This window comes from Bradyrhizobium sp. IC3123, from assembly GCF_020193625.1.
Classification (GTDB): Bacteria; Pseudomonadota; Alphaproteobacteria; order Rhizobiales; family Xanthobacteraceae; genus Bradyrhizobium; species Bradyrhizobium yuanmingense.
The window spans coordinates 657,607-674,384 of record NZ_JADYVF010000002.1; the positions used below are offsets into that span (position 1 = coordinate 657,607).

The 16,778-nt window shown below is 64.3% G+C and carries 14 protein-coding genes; 4 read left to right on the forward strand and 10 right to left on the reverse strand.

Features of this window, described 5'->3' with window-relative positions; translation table 11 throughout:
• Positions 1 to 525 precede the first annotated feature (525 nt).
• The 3 genes from I6F20_RS08670 to I6F20_RS08680 all read right to left on the reverse strand — a co-directional run bounded on the left by I6F20_RS08670 (position 526) and on the right by I6F20_RS08680 (position 4,797).
• The gene (locus I6F20_RS08670; protein ID WP_225125780.1) at positions 526 to 2,223 is read right to left on the reverse strand and encodes a GMC family oxidoreductase; all 1,698 of its coding nucleotides are present in this window, start codon (positions 2,221 to 2,223) and stop codon (positions 526 to 528) included.
• A gap of 110 nt (positions 2,224 to 2,333) precedes the next feature.
• Positions 2,334 to 3,893 carry an acyl-CoA carboxylase subunit beta gene (locus I6F20_RS08675; protein WP_036001111.1) on the reverse strand — a complete coding sequence of 520 codons (1,560 nt, stop codon included), beginning with the start codon at positions 3,891 to 3,893 and terminating at the stop codon, positions 2,334 to 2,336.
• Positions 3,823 to 4,797 carry an IclR family transcriptional regulator gene (locus I6F20_RS08680; protein WP_036034277.1) on the reverse strand — a complete coding sequence of 325 codons (975 nt, stop codon included), beginning with the start codon at positions 4,795 to 4,797 and terminating at the stop codon, positions 3,823 to 3,825. The genes I6F20_RS08675 and I6F20_RS08680 overlap by 71 nt, the downstream gene beginning before the upstream one ends.
• Before the next feature lie 95 nt (positions 4,798 to 4,892).
• Here I6F20_RS08680 and I6F20_RS08685 point away from each other — a divergent pair, with 95 nt between their 5' ends.
• The 4 genes from I6F20_RS08685 (at position 4,893) to glsA (ending at position 10,629) form a co-directional block, all read left to right on the forward strand.
• Positions 4,893 to 5,114, forward strand: a complete 222-nt coding sequence (locus tag I6F20_RS08685; RefSeq protein ID WP_197947040.1) for a biotin/lipoyl-containing protein — start codon at positions 4,893 to 4,895, stop codon at positions 5,112 to 5,114.
• A 167-nt stretch (positions 5,115 to 5,281) separates the two neighbouring features.
• Positions 5,282 to 6,448: a TAXI family TRAP transporter solute-binding subunit gene (locus I6F20_RS08690; protein WP_036001123.1), complete on the forward strand. Its 1,167-nt coding sequence runs from the start codon at positions 5,282 to 5,284 to the stop codon at positions 6,446 to 6,448.
• 236 nt (positions 6,449 to 6,684) lie between these two features.
• Complete coding sequence (locus I6F20_RS08695) at positions 6,685 to 8,760, forward strand: TRAP transporter permease (RefSeq protein WP_225125781.1); 2,076 nt, start codon at positions 6,685 to 6,687, stop codon at positions 8,758 to 8,760.
• A 21-nt stretch (positions 8,761 to 8,781) separates the two neighbouring features.
• Positions 8,782 to 10,629, forward strand: coding sequence for a glutaminase A (gene glsA, locus I6F20_RS08700; RefSeq protein WP_225125783.1), 1,848 nt, complete (start codon positions 8,782 to 8,784; stop codon positions 10,627 to 10,629).
• 131 nt (positions 10,630 to 10,760) lie between these two features.
• Here glsA and I6F20_RS08705 read toward each other — a convergent pair whose 3' ends face one another.
• From I6F20_RS08705 to I6F20_RS08735, 7 genes are all read right to left on the reverse strand, one after another.
• Positions 10,761 to 11,063 carry a nucleoside triphosphate pyrophosphohydrolase family protein gene (locus I6F20_RS08705; RefSeq protein WP_036022497.1) on the reverse strand — a complete coding sequence of 101 codons (303 nt, stop codon included), beginning with the start codon at positions 11,061 to 11,063 and terminating at the stop codon, positions 10,761 to 10,763.
• A 28-nt stretch (positions 11,064 to 11,091) separates the two neighbouring features.
• Positions 11,092 to 11,619, reverse strand: coding sequence for a carboxymuconolactone decarboxylase family protein (locus tag I6F20_RS08710; RefSeq protein ID WP_036001128.1), 528 nt, complete (start codon positions 11,617 to 11,619; stop codon positions 11,092 to 11,094).
• Between the two features lie 638 nt (positions 11,620 to 12,257).
• Entirely contained in the window at positions 12,258 to 12,617 is a 360-nt protein-coding gene (locus tag I6F20_RS08715; protein ID WP_225125785.1) for a Zn-ribbon domain-containing OB-fold protein, read from the reverse strand.
• Positions 12,614 to 13,750 carry a thiolase family protein gene (locus I6F20_RS08720; protein WP_225125787.1) on the reverse strand — a complete coding sequence of 379 codons (1,137 nt, stop codon included), beginning with the start codon at positions 13,748 to 13,750 and terminating at the stop codon, positions 12,614 to 12,616. Before I6F20_RS08720 ends, I6F20_RS08715 begins: the two co-directional genes overlap by 4 nt.
• Positions 13,751 to 13,905: 155 nt before the next feature.
• Positions 13,906 to 15,105, reverse strand: a complete 1,200-nt coding sequence (locus I6F20_RS08725; protein WP_225125788.1) for a CaiB/BaiF CoA transferase family protein — start codon at positions 15,103 to 15,105, stop codon at positions 13,906 to 13,908.
• 124 nt (positions 15,106 to 15,229) lie between these two features.
• Positions 15,230 to 15,436 (reverse strand): hypothetical protein, encoded by a 207-nt coding sequence (locus I6F20_RS08730; RefSeq protein WP_036001140.1) that lies wholly within the window; start codon positions 15,434 to 15,436, stop codon positions 15,230 to 15,232.
• 121 nt (positions 15,437 to 15,557) lie between these two features.
• Positions 15,558 to 16,727, reverse strand: coding sequence for an acetyl-CoA acetyltransferase (locus I6F20_RS08735; protein WP_027571779.1), 1,170 nt, complete (start codon positions 16,725 to 16,727; stop codon positions 15,558 to 15,560).
• Between the last annotated feature and the right edge of the window lie 51 nt (positions 16,728 to 16,778).

The window sequence follows — 16,778 nt, forward strand, 5'->3', positions numbered from 1 at the left end:
GCTCCCAGCATCAGTCACCGTCAGTTGTGTCGAGCGGTACGCTTGCAGTGTGGACCTAGAAATCAGCGAAGATCTGGAAGCCAGTGAGGGCCTGGCAGCCCGCTCGCGTCGCGTCTGCGAATACGAGAAGTCGCAGGGCATTGTGACGTTGCATTCAGGAGCTTGATGAATGCGATAAGGGCGCGCTTCCGAAGCGATAGAACCCAGGATAACGAGGACGCACGCAGAAAATACGCGTTTGAACATTGCAGGACTCCAAATGAGAGACCCTGCCCCGGGCAAAGAGACCAATAACAGTTTGGCTGAAATGGGCCTAAAGCGCGGCTGAAACTGGCTGCGATCGTGCGCCACGACTGCACGATCTCATAGCCTACACGTAGCGCCTGAGATGATTAACTCGCCGCGCTCGAATGCGCGATTAGCGCGTCAAGCTCACGGCATGCAACCAAGTCGGACCGCGCGAGGCAAGTATCCATCAGCGCTCCTCCTCCCCGCACTGCCCGGATCGCCAGAACTCGCTGCCGCTCATTGCATCATGGCGGCCGCGATCTTCTCCGCCGACATCAACACCGGAAAGTTGGTGTTGGCGCACGGCACCACCGGGAAGATCGAGGCATCGACGACGCGCAGGCCCTGCACGCCCTTGACGCGGCCCTGATTGTCGACCACCGCCATCGGATCCTCAGTGCGGCCCATGCGGCACGAGCATGAGGCGTGCCAGACGCCGATCGTCGCCTTGCACACGAAGGCTTCCAGCGCCTCGTCGTCGTTCATCACCTGATCGAAGGTGAAGCCTTCGACGACGAAATTGTCGATCATGTAGTGACGCAGCGCCGCCGGCCCGTCCATCAGGGTCGCGGCGATCGTGGTGAGAATCTTGTTCCTGGTGTTGACCACGCCGATCTTGCGGACGCGATCGGTATAGGCGGCCGGAAACGGCTTGTCCGTCACCTTCCTGACCACCTCGCTCATCTGGATCGCCGCCATCTTGCGGAAACCGCTCATCAGGCGATCGAGATCGCGGCGGTCGGACAGCAGGTTGAACTCGACGATCGGCTCTGCCGAGGGATCGCGCGAGGCGAGCTTGACCTGTCCGGTCTCGGAATAGGTCTTGTTGACGAAGGTCAGGAGCGAGCCGATCTGCGCGCCGACGGCGTGCCAGGCCGATTTGCTGATGACGACGACGAACATGTCGCCCTTGGGCACATCAGGCAGCCCGGAGGAGTAGCGCAGGCCCAGCTGCATGTGCCGCCTGGTGTGCTCGTTCATGCGCGCGCCGCGGCGGACAAAGGAGGACAGCGAGATCGAGGGATGATCCATCAAGCGTTGGCCCACCCCCGGCAAGGCCGCCAGCACGGGAATGCCCAGCTCCTTGAGGTGACCGACGGGGCCGATGCCGGCGCGGAGCAGATGCGCCGGCGAATGAATGGCGCCGCTGGAGAGGATGATCTCGCGTCCGCGGAATTCCTGCTCGCGGCCGTCGACCATCGCCTTCACGCCGACGCAGCGCGTGCCTTCGAACAGCAGCTCTCGTACCTGCGTGTTGGTGGAGATCGCAAGGTTCACACGCGCGCGGGTGTCGCGATCGAGATAACCCATCGCGGCCGAGACGCGCTGCTCGGCCTGGTTGGAATGCGTCACGGGGAAGAAGCCGTCGACGAATTCGCCGTTCTGGTCGGCCACGAATTGATGGCCGGCCTGCTGGAAGGCCTGCGCGAATGCCTCCGAATGCCGCGTCCAGTGCTCGCGCGGGATGCGGCGGACAGGGATCCTTCCGTCCTTGCCGTGATACGGTCCGTCGAAATCGAGGTCGCGCTCCACCTTCTTGAAGAACGGCAGCACGTCAGCCCACGACCACCCCTCGGCGCCGCGCGCCTCCCATTCATCGTAGTCGGTCGGCGCGCCGCGGTTGGCCATCTGCCCGTTGATCGACGAGCCCCCGCCCAGCACGCGCGCCTGCTCGTATTTGCGCAAAGGAGGCCGCGACTCCTCGGGATTGTTGTGGCTGACGACCTGGGTCGTCACCTTGAGCTCGGTCCAGTGAAAGCGCGGATCGAAATAGGCCGTGCCGGGATAGCTGTCCCTGATTTCGGCTGGCTCGTTGCCGGGTGGCGTGTCCTGACCGGCTTCGCAGAGCAGGACCTTGTTGGCGCTCCTGGCGGAGAGCCGGTGGGCCAGCACGGACCCCGCCGAGCCGCCGCCCACGATAATGAAGTCGTACACGATTGGCGCTTCCTCTTGTTCTTGTTGGGGGAACGTAGCGCGTTCCTGTTGTGAGGTCACGCCATCGCTGCCGCGACAAGATTGTCGCGGCAGTCGGATGATGGCCGATATCAAGGCCTGATCGTCATATTCTCCGGCGGCCCCGGCTTTCGCAGCGGCTCCGCCAGCCGGGCGAACTCGCACAGCAGCGATCGCGTCTTCCTGGGATCGATGATCTCCTCGACCCAGAATTTTTCGGCCGAGCGGAACGGCGAGCGGAGCTTGTTGAGCCGCTCCTCGATCTCCTTCAGCTTCGCCGCCTTGTCTTCCGCCGCGTCGATGTCGGCGCGGTAGGCGGCTTCGATGCCGCCTTCGAGCGGCAGCGAGCCCCAATAGGCCGAGGGCCAGGCATAGCGGATCGAGAAGCGGTCGGCCGGCTGGTGCACGACACCGGCGACGCCGAACGCGTTGCGCAGGATCACGGTGCACCAGGGCACGGTGGTCTGGTTCACCGCCGCCATGGCACGCACGCCGTGGCGAATGGTGGCCGCCTTCTCCGCATCGAGGCCGATCATGAAGCCGGGGCAATCCATGAGATAGACGACCGGCAGGTGGAAGGTCTCGGCGAAGTCGACCCAGCGCACCACTTTCTGGCAGGCATCCGCGGTCCAGGATCCGCCATAGTGGAAGCTATCGCTGGCGAGCAGCAGCACCGCCCTGCCCTCGAGCCGCGCGAGGCCGACGATGATCGGCTTGCCGAAGTTTTTTGCGACCTCGAAGAACGAGCCCTTGTCGACGACGGACTCGATGATGGGCCGCATCTTGTAGACCTGCTTGCGGTTGCGCGGCACCGCGTTCATCAGCGCTTCGTCGCTGCGTTCAGGACTGTCCGTGCAGGGCAAGGTCGGCGGCAGCTCGTAGACCGATGACGGCAGGTAGGAGAGGAAGCGCCGCGCGCAGGCGAACGCCTCCTCCTCGGTGTCGACCGCATGATCCACCGCGCCGGCGCGGGTCTGGATGTCGGCGCCGCCGAGCTCCTCCTTGGTAAGGTCCTGCCCCAGCGCCTTCACCACCGGCGGACCCGCGACGAACATCGCGGACTTCCGCGTCATGATGGAATAGTGGCTGGCGGCAAGACGCGCGGCGCCCAGGCCCGCCACCGAGCCGAGGCCGAGCGCGACCACCGGCACGCGCGACAGATTCTCCGTCGTGAAGCGATACCAGCGCGTGCCGCCGATGCCGCCGGGCAGATTGGCCGCGCCCTTGGTCTCGATGGTCTTGACCGAGCCGCCGCCGCCGGAGCCTTCGATGATGCGGACGATGGGCAGCCGGAAATCGTGCGCCATCTCCTCCGCCATCAGCGGCTTGGCCGAGATCGACGCATCCGCCGAACCGCCGCGCACGGTGAAATCATCACCGACCACGACCAATGTGCGGCCGTCAACGCGCGCGCGGCCAAACACGCAATTGGCCGGCGTGAGCTTCTTCAGATCGCCGCTGGAATCGTACTCGCCGATGCCGGAGACGGCACCGATCTCGTGAAAGCTGCCTTTGTCGATCAGCTTGTCGATACGCTCCCGAACAGTCAGCCGGCCCTGGTCATGCTGTCGCTTGACCTTGTCAACGCCGCCCATCTCCCGCGCGAAGGCTTCGCGCCGGGCGAGCTCGTCGAGTTCCGGCTTCCAGTTCATTCACTCCCTCCGAATGGATCGGCTTGTTATTGTTGTGCACGGCCATGGCGACCGGCTTACGCGAGATACGGTTGTTGAAGGCGTCGCCTTCCGCGCCTTCCATCAGGCTGCCGAGCGAGCGGCCAAGCTGGAGCATCAGCGGTGCGACTTCGTCGTGCAGACGCTGCTCGTCATACATCGCCGACAGAAGACCGATCGTGATGACCACGAAGGTCTGGTACTGCGGCGACCAGATCGGCACCGCGAGACCGTTGATGTGCGGGCTCCAGAGGCCGCAGGCGACGACATAGCCGCGCTCGCGCAACATCTGCCGGTTGGCCTCGATGCGGGGCTTGAGAATCTTCGCAGCTTCGGGGGCTTCCCGCTCCATGTCCGCGACGAAGGCATCACCGACTTCCGGCGCGAGCGCCGCGGTGTAGGCCGCGCCCGCGGCGGTCGAGGCCATCGAGATGCGGCTGCCGGTGCCCTCGTGCAAGCCGAGCGCCGTCGCCGAACGCGCGAACTGGAGATAGACGAGATGGAAGCGGTCGGGGACGACGAACCCGACCGTGCCCGGCAGCTGCTCGGCGACTTCCTGCAGCCGCTGGCGAATCATGCTGCGCAGCTGCGCGCCCTTCATCATCGAAGCACTCATCGCCACCGCGCTGGGGCCGATGCGATACTTCTGGTCGCGCGGGAGATACACGAGCTGGCCCATGCGGGTCAGCGTATGCGTGAGCCGCGATACCGTCGAGCGCGGCAGACCGCAGCGATTTGAAATCTCGAGATTGCCGAGTCGCGCCTCGTGGCCCTCGAAGCATCGCAATACGTCGAACGCGCGCGACACCACCTGGATCACATCACCCTCACCGGCTTCGCCAGCGAGCGCACCTTGCCTGCTCAACCGCTCCGAACGTCGTCCCATGATCCCTACCGTTGTGTTCCGCTGTGCGGAATTAAATTCCACTTGCAGACGACGCTACCTCAGGCATTTTGCGACGACAACAAAAAGGCGATGGCATGCCAGAAATTAAGATCGTCACGGAGGTCGCGGGACGCATCTGCGCAACTCCCGTGCAAGTTGGAGGAACCGTCGCGGATGGCGATGACGTTGTGGTGGTCGAAGCGATGAAGATGGAGATCCCAGTGCCCTCGCCCGCAAACGGCACCATCACATCGCTTCTGGTAAAGGTCGATGACGTCGTTGCGGAGGGACAGGCGATAGCGATCGTCGCGAACTGAGCGTCTTATCCGGTCTTTTCCGCGACAATGTGTCAGTCGCATTCCCACGCGCGCTGTATGGCGTTGCCATCGCTTGATCGCGGTGACATGATCGGTTTCAAACAAAACGTTGTTTCAAACAAAGAATGAAAATCTTCGCGGCAAAGCGAAGATCATTGGAGGGAAACATGCTTCGTGGGCTGCTCGTGCTCGCGCCTGCTCTGGTGGCGGGCATTTCTTTTGCGTCTACACGCTATTCGTTCGCCGAAGACATCAAGCTGCCGGCGACATTGACCTTCACCGCCTATGACACCGGCACCGCCGGATTCAACATCGCGGTCGGCGTCGGCAAGATGATGAAGGACAAGTACGGCACCGACGTGCGCGTGCTCCCCGCAGGCAACGACGTCGCGCGCCTCGCGCCGCTGCGCGCCAAGCGCGCGGTTTCCGCGGCGATGGGGTCGGGCACCTACTTCGCGCAGGAAGGCGTGTTCGAGTTCGGCTCGAAGGAATGGGGTCCGCAGCCGCTGCAGACCCTGCTCTCGACCGTCGACTGCAATTGCGCCTCGCTTGCGGTGGCCGCCGACACCGGCGTGAAGGAGCTGAAGGACCTCAAGGGCAAGCGCGTCGGCTTCGTGGTCGGCTCACCCGCGCTGAACCAGAACTCGCTCGCGGTGCTCGCCTTCGCCGGGCTGACGCAGAAGGACGTCAAGGCTGTCGAATTCGCCAGCTACGGCGCGATGTGGAAAGGGCTGATCAACAACGACGTCGATGCCGCCTTCGGCACCACCATCACCGGTCCCGCCAAGGAGGCCGAGGCTTCGCCGCGCGGGTTGATCTGGCCGCCGCTGCCCGCCAAGGACAAGGAAGGTTGGGCGCGGATGCAGAAGGTCGGCTCGTTCTTCTTCCCGCAGCTTGCGACTTGCGGTGCCGGCATCTCGCCGGAGAAGCCGATCGAGCTCGGCAATTATCCCTACCCGATCTTCGTCGCCTACGCCTCGCAACCGGCCGACCAGGTCTATGCGATCACCAAGGCGATGATCGTCAACTACGACGCTTATAAGGACTCCGCGCCCGGCGCCGGCGGACTCGCGGCCAACCGCCAGACCAAGAACTGGGTGGTGCCGGTGCATCCCGGCGCGGTGAAGGCGTTGAAAGAGGCCGGCCAATGGAGCGACGCTCAGGAGGCACACAACAACCAGCTGATCAAGCGGCAGGAGGTGCTGGCGGCCGCCTGGGCCGATTACGGCAAGTCCAATCCGCCGTCGGACGACAAGGCGTTCCTCGAAGGCTGGACGAAGGCGCGTGCCGCGGCGCTAGCGAAAGCGGGCATGCCGAACGGGTTCGAGGAATAGAGCGAGGTGTTGTTAGGCGTGATCGTTGCCTCGCGAGAAGTGCGCCCCCTCTCCCGCTTGCGGGAGAGGGTTGGGGAGAGGGTGCCTCCGCGGTGGGATTCCCCCAGAGGAGAAAGCCCTCACCCGGCGCTTCGCGCCAACCTCTCCCGCACGCGGGAGAGGTTGAGCGCGCGGCCAGAGCGGTTCAAACAACTGCCGTTTGCCTGATTGCGTTCACCAGCCCACGCGCGGGATCGATGATGTCCTCTTCCACTTCCACCGTCCCGCAAGACGAGCCCAAGCGCGTCGTGTTCGATGATCCCCATGGCGCCGCCGGCAACATGCAGGAAGCGGAAGTCACGCGCGTCCGCACGTTGCGCGGCGCGTGGCGCTGGACGCTGATCGTTGCGACCGCCGCGACGATCCTGCTCTGCATCAACCAGCAATTCTCGCTGCGCTTCTTCGTCGGATACACCCAGCTCAACACGGAATATTTCTATCTCCTGATCGCGTTGATGCTGCCGTTCACGTTCCTGATCTTTCCGGGCACCGGACGCGCGCCGCTCGACCGCGTTCCCTGGTATGACCTCGTCCTGTTCGTCGTGACCTTCGCGGCGGCGCTCATGCTGATGGTTAACGTGCGCAAAGCGGCGGAGGCCGGCTGGGAATTCGGCGGCGCGCCCAACACGGTGATCGCCGCAGGCCTCGTGATGTGGGTGATGCTGATGGAAGCGTTGCGCCGCACCGGCGGCTGGAGCCTGCTCCTCAGCGTTCTGCCCTTCACTGTCTATCCCCTGTTCGCCGAAGCCCGCTGGCTCGGGCCGTTTCGTGGCACGCAATCGACGCTCGAACAGGCGACCGCCTATCACGTGCTCTCGGGCGAGAGCCTGCTCGGCATCCCCATCCAGGCCTTCGCCGACACCGTGATCGGCTTTTTGGTGTTCGGCACCGCGCTGATGATGACGGGCGCCGGAAAGTTCTTCATCAACCTGGCCTTTGCGCTGTGTGGCACCTTTCGCGGCGGCGCGGCAAAAGTCTGTATCTTTGCCAGCGGCCTGCTCGGCATGATGTCGGGTTCGATCATCTCCAACGTGCTCACCGCCGGCACCATGACCATCCCGGTGATGAAGAAGAGCGGCTTTCGCGCCTCCTATGCCGCCGCGATCGAGGCCTGCGCCTCGACCGGCGCCGTGCTGGCGCCGCCAGTGATGGGTGCGACCGCCTTCGTGATCGCCCAGTTCCTCAACGTCAGCTACGCCGATGTCGCCCTCGCCGCAATCATTCCGGCCGTGCTCTACTACGTCGGCCTCTTCATGCAGGTCGACGCTTACGCGGCGCGCCACAAGCTGAAAGGTATTCCCCGCGCCGAGCTGCCGCGGATCATGGATACGATCAAGGACGGCTGGTACTACGTCTTGGTCATCGCGCTTCTGATCGTGATGCTGCTCTACTTCAAGCGCGAGAGCCACGCGCCGTTCTACGCCACCGCGCTGCTTCTCGTGCTCAACCAGTTCTTCTCGAAGGACACGCGCTGGACATTTGCGACGATCGGCAAGTTCCTGGAGGTCAACGGCCGCACCTTCGTCGAGCTGGTCGGCATCCTCGCCGGCTGCGGCCTGCTGATCGGCGCGTTCTCGATGACGGGCGTGGTGTCGAGCCTTGCCAACGACCTCCTGCACATCGCCGGCGACAATGCCTTCCTGCTGCTCGGCATGTGCGCCCTCACCAGCCTCATTCTCGGCCTTGGGCTGACGACGACGGCCTGCTACATCTTCCTCGCCATCCTGGTCGCGCCTGCGCTGGAGAAGCTCGGGCTCAACCGCATGGCGGTGCACATGTTCATCTTCTATTGGGGCATGCTGTCGTCGATCACCCCGCCGGTCGCGATCGCTTCCTTCGCAGCTGCCGGCATCGCCGGATCGCCGGCCATGAAGACCGGCTGGGAATCGATGTGGGTCGGCAGCATCATCTATTTCCTGCCGTTCTTCTTCGTGCTCAATCCGGCGCTGGTGCTGCAGGGTTCGAGCCCATACCTCGCCGGGCTCGGCCTGATGGGCCTCGCCGCCTTCGGTACGCTGTTCATCTGCGGCGGCATCCAGGGCTACCAGCCTTTCGTCGGGGACTTGCGCGGCACAGGCAGCCTGGAATGGCCCATTCGCGTGCTGCTCGTGATCGGCGGCTTCGTGGTGGCGACCCCCGGCGGCGGCATCATGCCGTTGTCGCAGATGCAGGTGACGTTGCTCGGCCTTGGCATCCTGCTGCCGACGATCCTGATCGCGCTTCTCCTGGTCCGGCGCCAGCCTGTGCTGCCCGACGGGTTGCGCGTACCCTGATTGCGTTGCACAAGGGAGGCGATGAAACCGCTCTCGCCTCTCGCCACCGCCTGGACCCGCTCGAAGCCGCCCTTGCTGCGGTTCCTGGAAAATTGCCTCAGCGAGTTCTCCGCCGAAACGTCAGGCCATGTCGCCGATTACATTCCCGAGCTCGGCAAGGCCGACCCTGCCTATTTCGGCATCAGCCTGGCGACGCTGGACGGCCATGTCTATGAAGTCGGCGACTCCAGGGTGCCCTTCACCATCCAGTCGATGTCGAAACCCTTCGTGTTCGCGCTGGCGCTGGACCTGCTCGGCGCCGGCAAGGTCGAAGGTGCGATCGGCGTCGAGCCCTCCGGCGATCCCTTCAACTCGATCCGGCTCAATTCCGAGAACCATCCGTTCAACCCGATGGTCAATGCCGGCGCGATCGCCTGCACCGGGTTGATCTACGACAGCAAGGGCGCGGAGGCTTTCGAGCAGATCCGCCTTGCGCTCAGCCGTTTTGCAGGCCGCGACCTTTCCGTCGACGACGCCGTCTATTCTTCCGAGAGCCAGACCGGCGACCGCAACCGCGCCATCGGCTATCTGCTCAAGACCAACGCGGTGATCTCGGACAACGTAGCCGGCGTGCTCGACGTCTATTTCCGGCAATGCGCCGTGCTGGTGACCGCGCGCGATATCGCGGTGATGGCGGCAACGCTCGCCAATCGCGGCATCAATCCGGTCACCGGCGAGCAGGTGCTGAGCGATTACGCGATCTCGCGCACACTTTCGGTGATGACGTCGTCGGGCATGTACGACTATGCCGGCGAGTGGATCTACCGCATCGGCATCCCCGCCAAGAGCGGCGTCGGCGGCGGCATCCTGGCCGCGCTCCCTGCCCGCCTCGGCCTCGGCAGCTATTCGCCAAAGCTCGACAAGCACGGCAACAGCGTGCGCGGCATCAAGGTCTGCGAGGCGCTGTCCTCGCATTACGACCTGCACATGCTCAACCGCAGCGACGACGCACGCAACGCCGTCATCGCCGACTACGACATCGGCAAGAGCCCGTCGCGCCGCGTGCGCCGCCCGCAGGAGCGCGAGATCCTGGCGGCCCACGAGCAGGAGGTGCGCATCATCGAACTGGTCGGCACGCTGTCGCTGTCGGCGGTGGATTACGTCTCGCGCCGGCTCGCGGGACGACCGCGGCCGCAATTCGTGATCTTCGATCTCCACCGCGTGACCTCGACTACGCGGGCCGGCGCACGACTTGTGGCCGAAGCGTTCGAGGAATTGGCCGCGCTGAATGTCACGGTGGTCTTGTCGGGCGTCCGGCGCGCCTCCAAGGAATGGAATACGTTACGCGAATGGACCGCTGAGCTGAAGAACGTGCGCGATTTCTATCTGCTCGACACTGCGATCGAATGGGCCGAAGACCAGATCGTCTATCGCTACGGCGGCTCGATCGATTTTCACGAGACCACCGAGCTAGCCGAACAGCCGCTGCTGACCGGGCTGAGCGAGGAAGAGCTGACGGATCTCGCCTCGCTCTGCACCATCAGGACCTATCAATCCGGCGCCAAAATCCTCACGGCCGGCGACCCCGCCGATGCCCTGTACTTCCTGCGCAGCGGCGCTGTGCACGTCACCTTGCCCGATGGCGTCAGGCTGGCTACGCTCACCGCCGGCATGGCGTTCGGCGAGATGGCGCTGCTGGAACAAACCCGCTCCGCCGACGTGTTCGCCGACATGGCAGCGACGGCATGCGAGGTGCCGCTGAAGGATTTCGAGCGCTTCCGCAAGCAGCACCCCCGCGCCAGCGAATGCATCATGCGTAACCTGGCCCAGCTTCTGGCCGACCGCCTGATCGTCGCCAACGCCAAGGTGGATATTCTGACCTCGACGTGAGCGGTTCATGCGCAACAGATCGTCGTGCCCGGGCTTGTCCCGGGCATCCACGTTCTTCGTGCTGCGCGGCAAGTCGTGGATGGCCGGGACAAGCCCGGCCATGACGCCGGAGCTCCCAGCTTTCACTTGCTCTACCGGCTCGCCGCTTCGCTGATGCGTCGCCTGATCTTGGCGGCACTGGCGTTGAGCAGCGCGGACGGCTGCTGGCCGGTGGCGGCGCACAGGCAGGCCCAGTAGTAGACGACATCGCCAAGCTCTTCGACTAGACCGGCCTTGTCGAGCCAGTCGTCGCGCAGGAGCTTCTTGATGTGCTCGGCGACCTCGCCCGCCTCAGCGGCAAGGCCCAGCCCGAGATAAGACAACCGCTCGTTCGACGGATGCTCGTCGACTTTGGCAATGGTTGCGGCCCAGGCCGCATATTCATCGATTGTCATGAGCATCCCTCGCAAGCCGAGCTTTGGATCAGCCCACCACTTCGGTGACGGGCTGGAGGTCGATCTCGAACGTCTCCAGGAATTTTGACGTCATGATGTAGAAGCCGACCGAGAGCTGGAGCTCGACCAGCGCCGCTGGCGTCAGCTTCGATGCGATCGCCTTGAAGGTCGCATCCGTCGGCTTCGTCAGCTTCACGATCTCGTCGGTGAAGGCGAGCGCGGCGCGCTGCACCTCGTTGAAGCAGGATGCGGCCTGCCAGTTCTCGAGCGCCTCGTTCTGCTCGTCGGTGACGCCGACATTCTTGCCGATGCGCTTGTGCGCGACGATCTCATAGGGTGCCTCGCACAGGATGCCGGTACGGGTGATCGCAAGCTCGCGCACGATGGGGTCGAGCTCGCCCTTGTGCCTGATTGCGCCCCCGAGGCGGCAATATTGCTCAAAGTAACTCGGCGAATGCGCCATCATCCGGAAGATGTTGGCATGGCGGTTCTTGTCGAGGATTTCGCGGGTGCGGTCGGATGCCTTGGACGGGTCGCTGTACTGAATGCGGGCCATGATTTTCCTGAAGTTTTCCCTGATCTTTTGATGCTTTTTGTCGCCATTGGCGAAGGTTCCCGAAGACTCTATTCGCGTGGGGGCGCACGAGCAACATCATCGAGTCAAATTGCCGCCGCATTGCTGATCGACCCTGACACAGTCGATATTCGCCGCGGGGGGACAAATCGCGGCGGATACTCGCAAGGGGTGTTCCGAGTAAAAACAATTGGCCGTCGTATGCGCTCACCGCGCAACGATGAGTCACGCCCAAGTCTAGGGAGAAACGGCATGAAGGAAGCCACCAAGGGGGCAGCCTCGGGAGCGCTCGCGCATATGCTGGCGGTGACGGCGATGCTCGTCATCGCCAGCATCTTGTTCTACGGGCGTTAGAGTATTTCGATTGCGCATGATCTTTTCGGAAAACCGCTTCACACTTTTCCGGATCAGGCGCTCAGCGTTTTCGTCATTCCGGGGTGGCTCTCGCACAAGCCAAGCCCAGAATTCCCGTTCCAGGCTCGGTCACATGACCGCCCCCGAATGACGGATCCCTCGTTGGCGTGTAGCCCGGATGAAGCGCAGCGCAATCCGGGAAGTCTGTCCGCGAGGTGCGAATCCCGGATTTCGCTGCGCTCCATCCGGGCTACATTCGCGTTTCCCTATTTGGTTTTGGCAAAGAACGGCACCAGCTTGCCGGCAAAGGGCTTGAAGCTCGCAATAACCGAATCGCCGATGGCGAGGTCATTCTCGCCGTGGGCCATCATGCGAAATCCCTCGGCGCAATCGACCAGCAGGATGTTGTAGGGCACGTGCGCGCGCGTCTCGGGCGTTGCCGCGCGGCAGACCAACGAGGTCGCATACACCCTGCCCTTGCCGCTGGCGCGCTGCTCGCGCGGGTCCGATTCGCCACAAGCTGCGCAGAAGGCCCGATGAAAATACTGTACATGCCCGCATGCGGTGCAGGCCTGGTAGGTGATGGCCTCTTCACCCTTGGTCCAGTCCGCCAGACGCTCACTCATCGCACCCGCTCCAGGAACATGCTGACGTGAGACGACAGCACGCCGCCATCGCCGTGCAGCAGTACAATCGAGGCGTCGCGGACCTGGCGGCTAGCCGCCCGCCCCGTCATCTGCAAATGCGCCTCGACGAGATGCGCCATGGCGCCGCCGACGCCGCAATGGCCGTAACTGAGCAGACCGCCATGGGTATTCAGCGGCATCGCGCCATCACGGCTGAAATGGCCGGCGCGCACGCGCGCGGCCGCCTCGCCGCGGCCGGCGAGACCGAGGTCTTCCAGCAGCATCGCGAGCGTGATCGTAAAGCTGTCATAGATCGCGGCGTAGCGCACGTCGGAGATCGCGAGACCCGTGGCCGCCTTTGCACGCGCGATGGAGATCTCGGCGCCAAGCTCGCTGAGGGCGGGCGCTGCCGTGACATGCTGATGCGTGTGGGCCTGGGCGCAGCCGCGGATACGCACGCCCGCTTCCCCGGTTCGCTCGCGGCTGACAACGAACGCCGCGCCGCCGTCGGAGACCGGGCAGCAATCGAGCAGCTTGAGCGGCAGCGCCACTGGCTTGGAGGCCATGACGTCGGCGACATTGATGGGATCGTGGAATTGCGCGCCGGGATGGGTGCAGGCGTGGGCACGCATCAGCACCGCGAATTCGGCGAGATCCTCTTCGGTCACGCCGTATTCGTGCATGTATCGGTTGGCAACGAGGCCGTAATAAGCGGGAATGGTCGGTCCTAACGGCACCTCGTAGTCGGGATGGCCGACCTGCGCCAGCGCCTGGATCGAGGCATCGCGGCTCTGCCCGGTGAGCCGGTTCTCGCCAGCGACCACCAGAACGTTCCGGCAGACACCTGACGCGACGAGATGATGTGCAAGCATCGTCATCGCAAGACCCGTGGCGCCGCCGACCTGGACGGCATGGGCGTAAGACGGGCGGATACCAAAATGCTCGGCGAAGACGGTGGCGAGCATGATGTGCGGGGAGACCGTGGAATAGCCGCAGAGGATGCCGTCGATGTCGGTGCGCTTGAGGCCGGCATCGTCGAGCGCGGCTTGCGCGGCCTCGCTCATCAGGTCGAGCGAGGAGGAGCCCTCGTGCTTGCCGAACGACGTGAGGCCGACGCCGGTGATGAAGCTCATGGTGCCATTTCTCCACCGTCATTCCGGGGCGCGACGAAGTCGCGAGCCCGGAATCCATCGAACGGCATGTGCGGAGGATGAATGGATTCCGGGCTCGCGCCAAGAGGCGCGCCCCGGAATGACGGATGAGAGAAGCGTGGTCATCTGCACTCCCCCTACTCCGGTGCGTCACGCGTGACGCCGTCGCGCACCATGGCTGCGATCTCGTCAGCGGAATAGCCGATCTCGCGCAAGATCTCGGCGCCGTGCTCGTTGAGCCGCGGCGCCAGGCGTACCGGCTCGGCTTCGGTCTCGGACCAGGTCGCCGTCACTTTCATGCTGCGGATCGGACCTTCGGTCGGATGGGTCACCACCGGGAAAAAGCCGGTCGCCTCCAGATGCTCATCGTGCAGGATCGAGGCGAGATCGTGCATCGGCATGACAGGCACGTCGGCTTTCGTCAGCAGGTCGATCCATTCCGCCGTGGTCCGCGTCTCGAAGATGCGGGCGAGCTCGGCATACACCACATTGATATTGGCGGCCCGGCCGGCGAAGGTTGCAAATTTGGGATCGGCGCGCAGGTCGTCGCGCCCCGTGGCCTTGAAGAAGTTCTCCCACTGCTTGTCGTTGTAGACGATGACGCTGAGATAGCCGTCCGAGGTCTTGTAGGGCCTGCGGTCGCGCGAGAGATGGCGGGCATAGCCGCCCTTGTCGAGCGGCGGCTCGAACGTGAGCCCGCCCATGTGGTCGCCCATGACGAAGCCGGCCATGGTCTCGAACATCGGAATGTCCAGACGCTGGCCGCGGCCGGTGCGGTCGCGGTGCACGAGGCTGGCGCAGATCGCGCCGACCGCGGTGAGGCCGACGATACGGTCGACGAGCGCATTCGGCACGTAGCGCGGCACGCCGTCGCCGGTCTGCGCCATCAGTGCCGGCAGCGCCGTGGCGCCCTGGATCAGGTCGTCGTAAGCGGGTTTTGCGGCATAGGGCCCGTCCTGGCCGAAGCCGAACACGCCGGCATAGACCAGGCGCGGGTTGATGGCGGAGACGACGTCGTAGCCGAGCTGAAGCCGCGCCATCGCCTGCGGGCGGACGTTGTAGACCAGGACGTCGGCGTCCTTCAAAAGCCGCAGCACGGCTTCGCGCCCCGCAGCCTTCTTCAGATCGAGACAGATCGAGCGCTTGCTGCGGTTGGTGTTGAGAAACACCGGCCCCATGCCGGCGTGACGCATCGGGCCGATCAGGCGGGTGACGTCGCCGTCCAGCGATTCCACCTTGACGACGTCGGCACCGTAATCGCCGAGCATTTGGGTCGCATAAGGGCCCATCAGCACGGTGGTCATGTCGACGACCTTGATGCCTTTCAGCGGCCCCATCGTTCGCTCCCGATTGCGCCGAGCCCAACTGCCCACGCGATTTCGGTCCAGCTAACGGCAGTGCCGCCGCTCGCGCAAGGGCGGGCGGCGTATGGCGGCATGCGCCGCGGGGCGACGTCGGCCGCTATTTCTTCTGACGGGATTCCCGGATCTTCAGGAGCCGGTCGAGTTCGTCATTCTGCTGATTGATCCGGTCGGCGATGCGCGACTCGTTCTGCTCGCCGGAGGCGGCAGCGGCCTGCTCGATGAGCTGGCGGATATTGTCTTCGAGGATCGCGATACGATCGTTGAGTGCGTCCATCGACAGTGAATCTTCGTAGTTAGTGCTCATGATGCATTTCCCGCAAAATCAATCAGAGCATTAAGGGGGCCGCGCGAGCCCACCATGATCTAACGCAAAGAAATAAGGCGGGCATGGCGTATGGCGCCTTTGCCCACCCTACAGGATCAAACTACTTCAGCGGCTCCAGGACGGAGACGTAGTTGGCGACGGCCGCGCCACCCATGTTGAAGATGCCGCCGAGCTTGGCGTTCTTGAGCTGCATGCCCTCGGGCGCCTGGCCCGCGAGCTGCATCGCGGTCATCACATGCATGGAGACGCCGGTGGCGCCGATCGGATGGCCCTTGGCCTTGAGGCCGCCGGACGGATTGACCGGCAGCTTGCCGTCCTTGAGCGTCCAGCCTTCTTTGATGGCGCGGGCGCCCTGCCCCTTCGGCGTCAGACCCATCGCTTCGTACTCGATCAGCTCGGCGACGGTGAAGCAGTCATGGGTCTCGACGAAGGAGAGATCGGACAGCGTGACACCGGCCTTCTCCAGCGCCCGCTGCCAGGCGACCGTGCAGCCCTCGAACTGCAGGATGTCGCGCTTACTCATCGGCAGGAAGTCCTGGGCGTGCGCAGTGGCGCGGAAGCCGATCGACTTGGTCATGCCCTTGGCCGTCTCGGCATCGGCCAGCACCAGCGCAGCGGCGCCGTCGGAGACCAGCGAGCAGTCCGTCCGCTTCAGCGGGCCGGCGACATAGGGGTTCTTCTCGCTCTCGGCGCGGCAGAAGTCGAAGCCGAAGTCCTTGCGCATCTGGGCGAAGGGATTGGCGACGCCGTTCTTGTGGTTCTTGGCCGCGATCAGCGCCAGCGCATCGGACTGGTCGCCGTATTTCTGGAAGTAGGAGCTGGCGATCTTGCCGAACACGCCGGCGAAACCGCCGACCGTGTCGCCGTCCTCAGGGAGGTAGGAAGCCTTGAGCAGGTTCTTGCCGATCTCGGCGCTCGGCGTGCGCGTCATCTGCTCGACGCCGACGACCAGCACAATCTTGGCCGCCCCTGCGGCAATCGCGCGCAGGCCCTGATGCACGGCGGCAGATCCCGTGGCGCAGGCGTTCTCGACACGGGTCGCCGGCTTGAAGCGCAGCTTGGGATCGGCCTGCAGTACCAGCGACGCCGTGAAATCCTGCGGCGAGAAGCCGGCGTTGAAATGGCCGAGCACGATCTCGTCGACATCACCGGCCGAGATGCCGGCATCCGCCAGCGCCTCATTGGCGACGCGGGTGACGAGGCTTTCGACGGTTTCGGTGTCGAACTTGCCGAACGGCGTATGCGCCCATCCGACGATGCTGGCGGTCATGGTCATTTCTCCCTGGAGGCCTCTTCCTGAGCTAAGTCTTAGCCCAGGGAT

Coding starts and splice junctions, on each gene's coding strand:
- I6F20_RS08675 (WP_036001111.1), bottom strand. CDS start 3,893: ATGAACTGGAAGCCGGAACTCGACGAGCTCGCCCGGCGCGAAGCCTTC.
- I6F20_RS08680 (WP_036034277.1), bottom strand. CDS start 4,797: ATGGGACGACGTTCGGAGCGGTTGAGCAGGCAAGGTGCGCTCGCTGGC.
- I6F20_RS08685 (WP_197947040.1), top strand. CDS start 4,893: ATGCCAGAAATTAAGATCGTCACGGAGGTCGCGGGACGCATCTGCGCA.
- I6F20_RS08690 (WP_036001123.1), top strand. CDS start 5,282: ATGCTTCGTGGGCTGCTCGTGCTCGCGCCTGCTCTGGTGGCGGGCATT.
- I6F20_RS08695 (WP_225125781.1), top strand. CDS start 6,685: ATGATGTCCTCTTCCACTTCCACCGTCCCGCAAGACGAGCCCAAGCGC.
- glsA (WP_225125783.1), top strand. CDS start 8,782: ATGAAACCGCTCTCGCCTCTCGCCACCGCCTGGACCCGCTCGAAGCCG.
- I6F20_RS08705 (WP_036022497.1), bottom strand. CDS start 11,063: ATGACAATCGATGAATATGCGGCCTGGGCCGCAACCATTGCCAAAGTC.
- I6F20_RS08710 (WP_036001128.1), bottom strand. CDS start 11,619: ATGGCCCGCATTCAGTACAGCGACCCGTCCAAGGCATCCGACCGCACC.
- I6F20_RS08715 (WP_225125785.1), bottom strand. CDS start 12,617: ATGAGTGAGCGTCTGGCGGACTGGACCAAGGGTGAAGAGGCCATCACC.
- I6F20_RS08720 (WP_225125787.1), bottom strand. CDS start 13,750: ATGAGCTTCATCACCGGCGTCGGCCTCACGTCGTTCGGCAAGCACGAG.
- I6F20_RS08725 (WP_225125788.1), bottom strand. CDS start 15,105: ATGGGGCCGCTGAAAGGCATCAAGGTCGTCGACATGACCACCGTGCTG.
- I6F20_RS08730 (WP_036001140.1), bottom strand. CDS start 15,436: ATGAGCACTAACTACGAAGATTCACTGTCGATGGACGCACTCAACGAT.
- I6F20_RS08735 (WP_027571779.1), bottom strand. CDS start 16,727: ATGACCGCCAGCATCGTCGGATGGGCGCATACGCCGTTCGGCAAGTTC.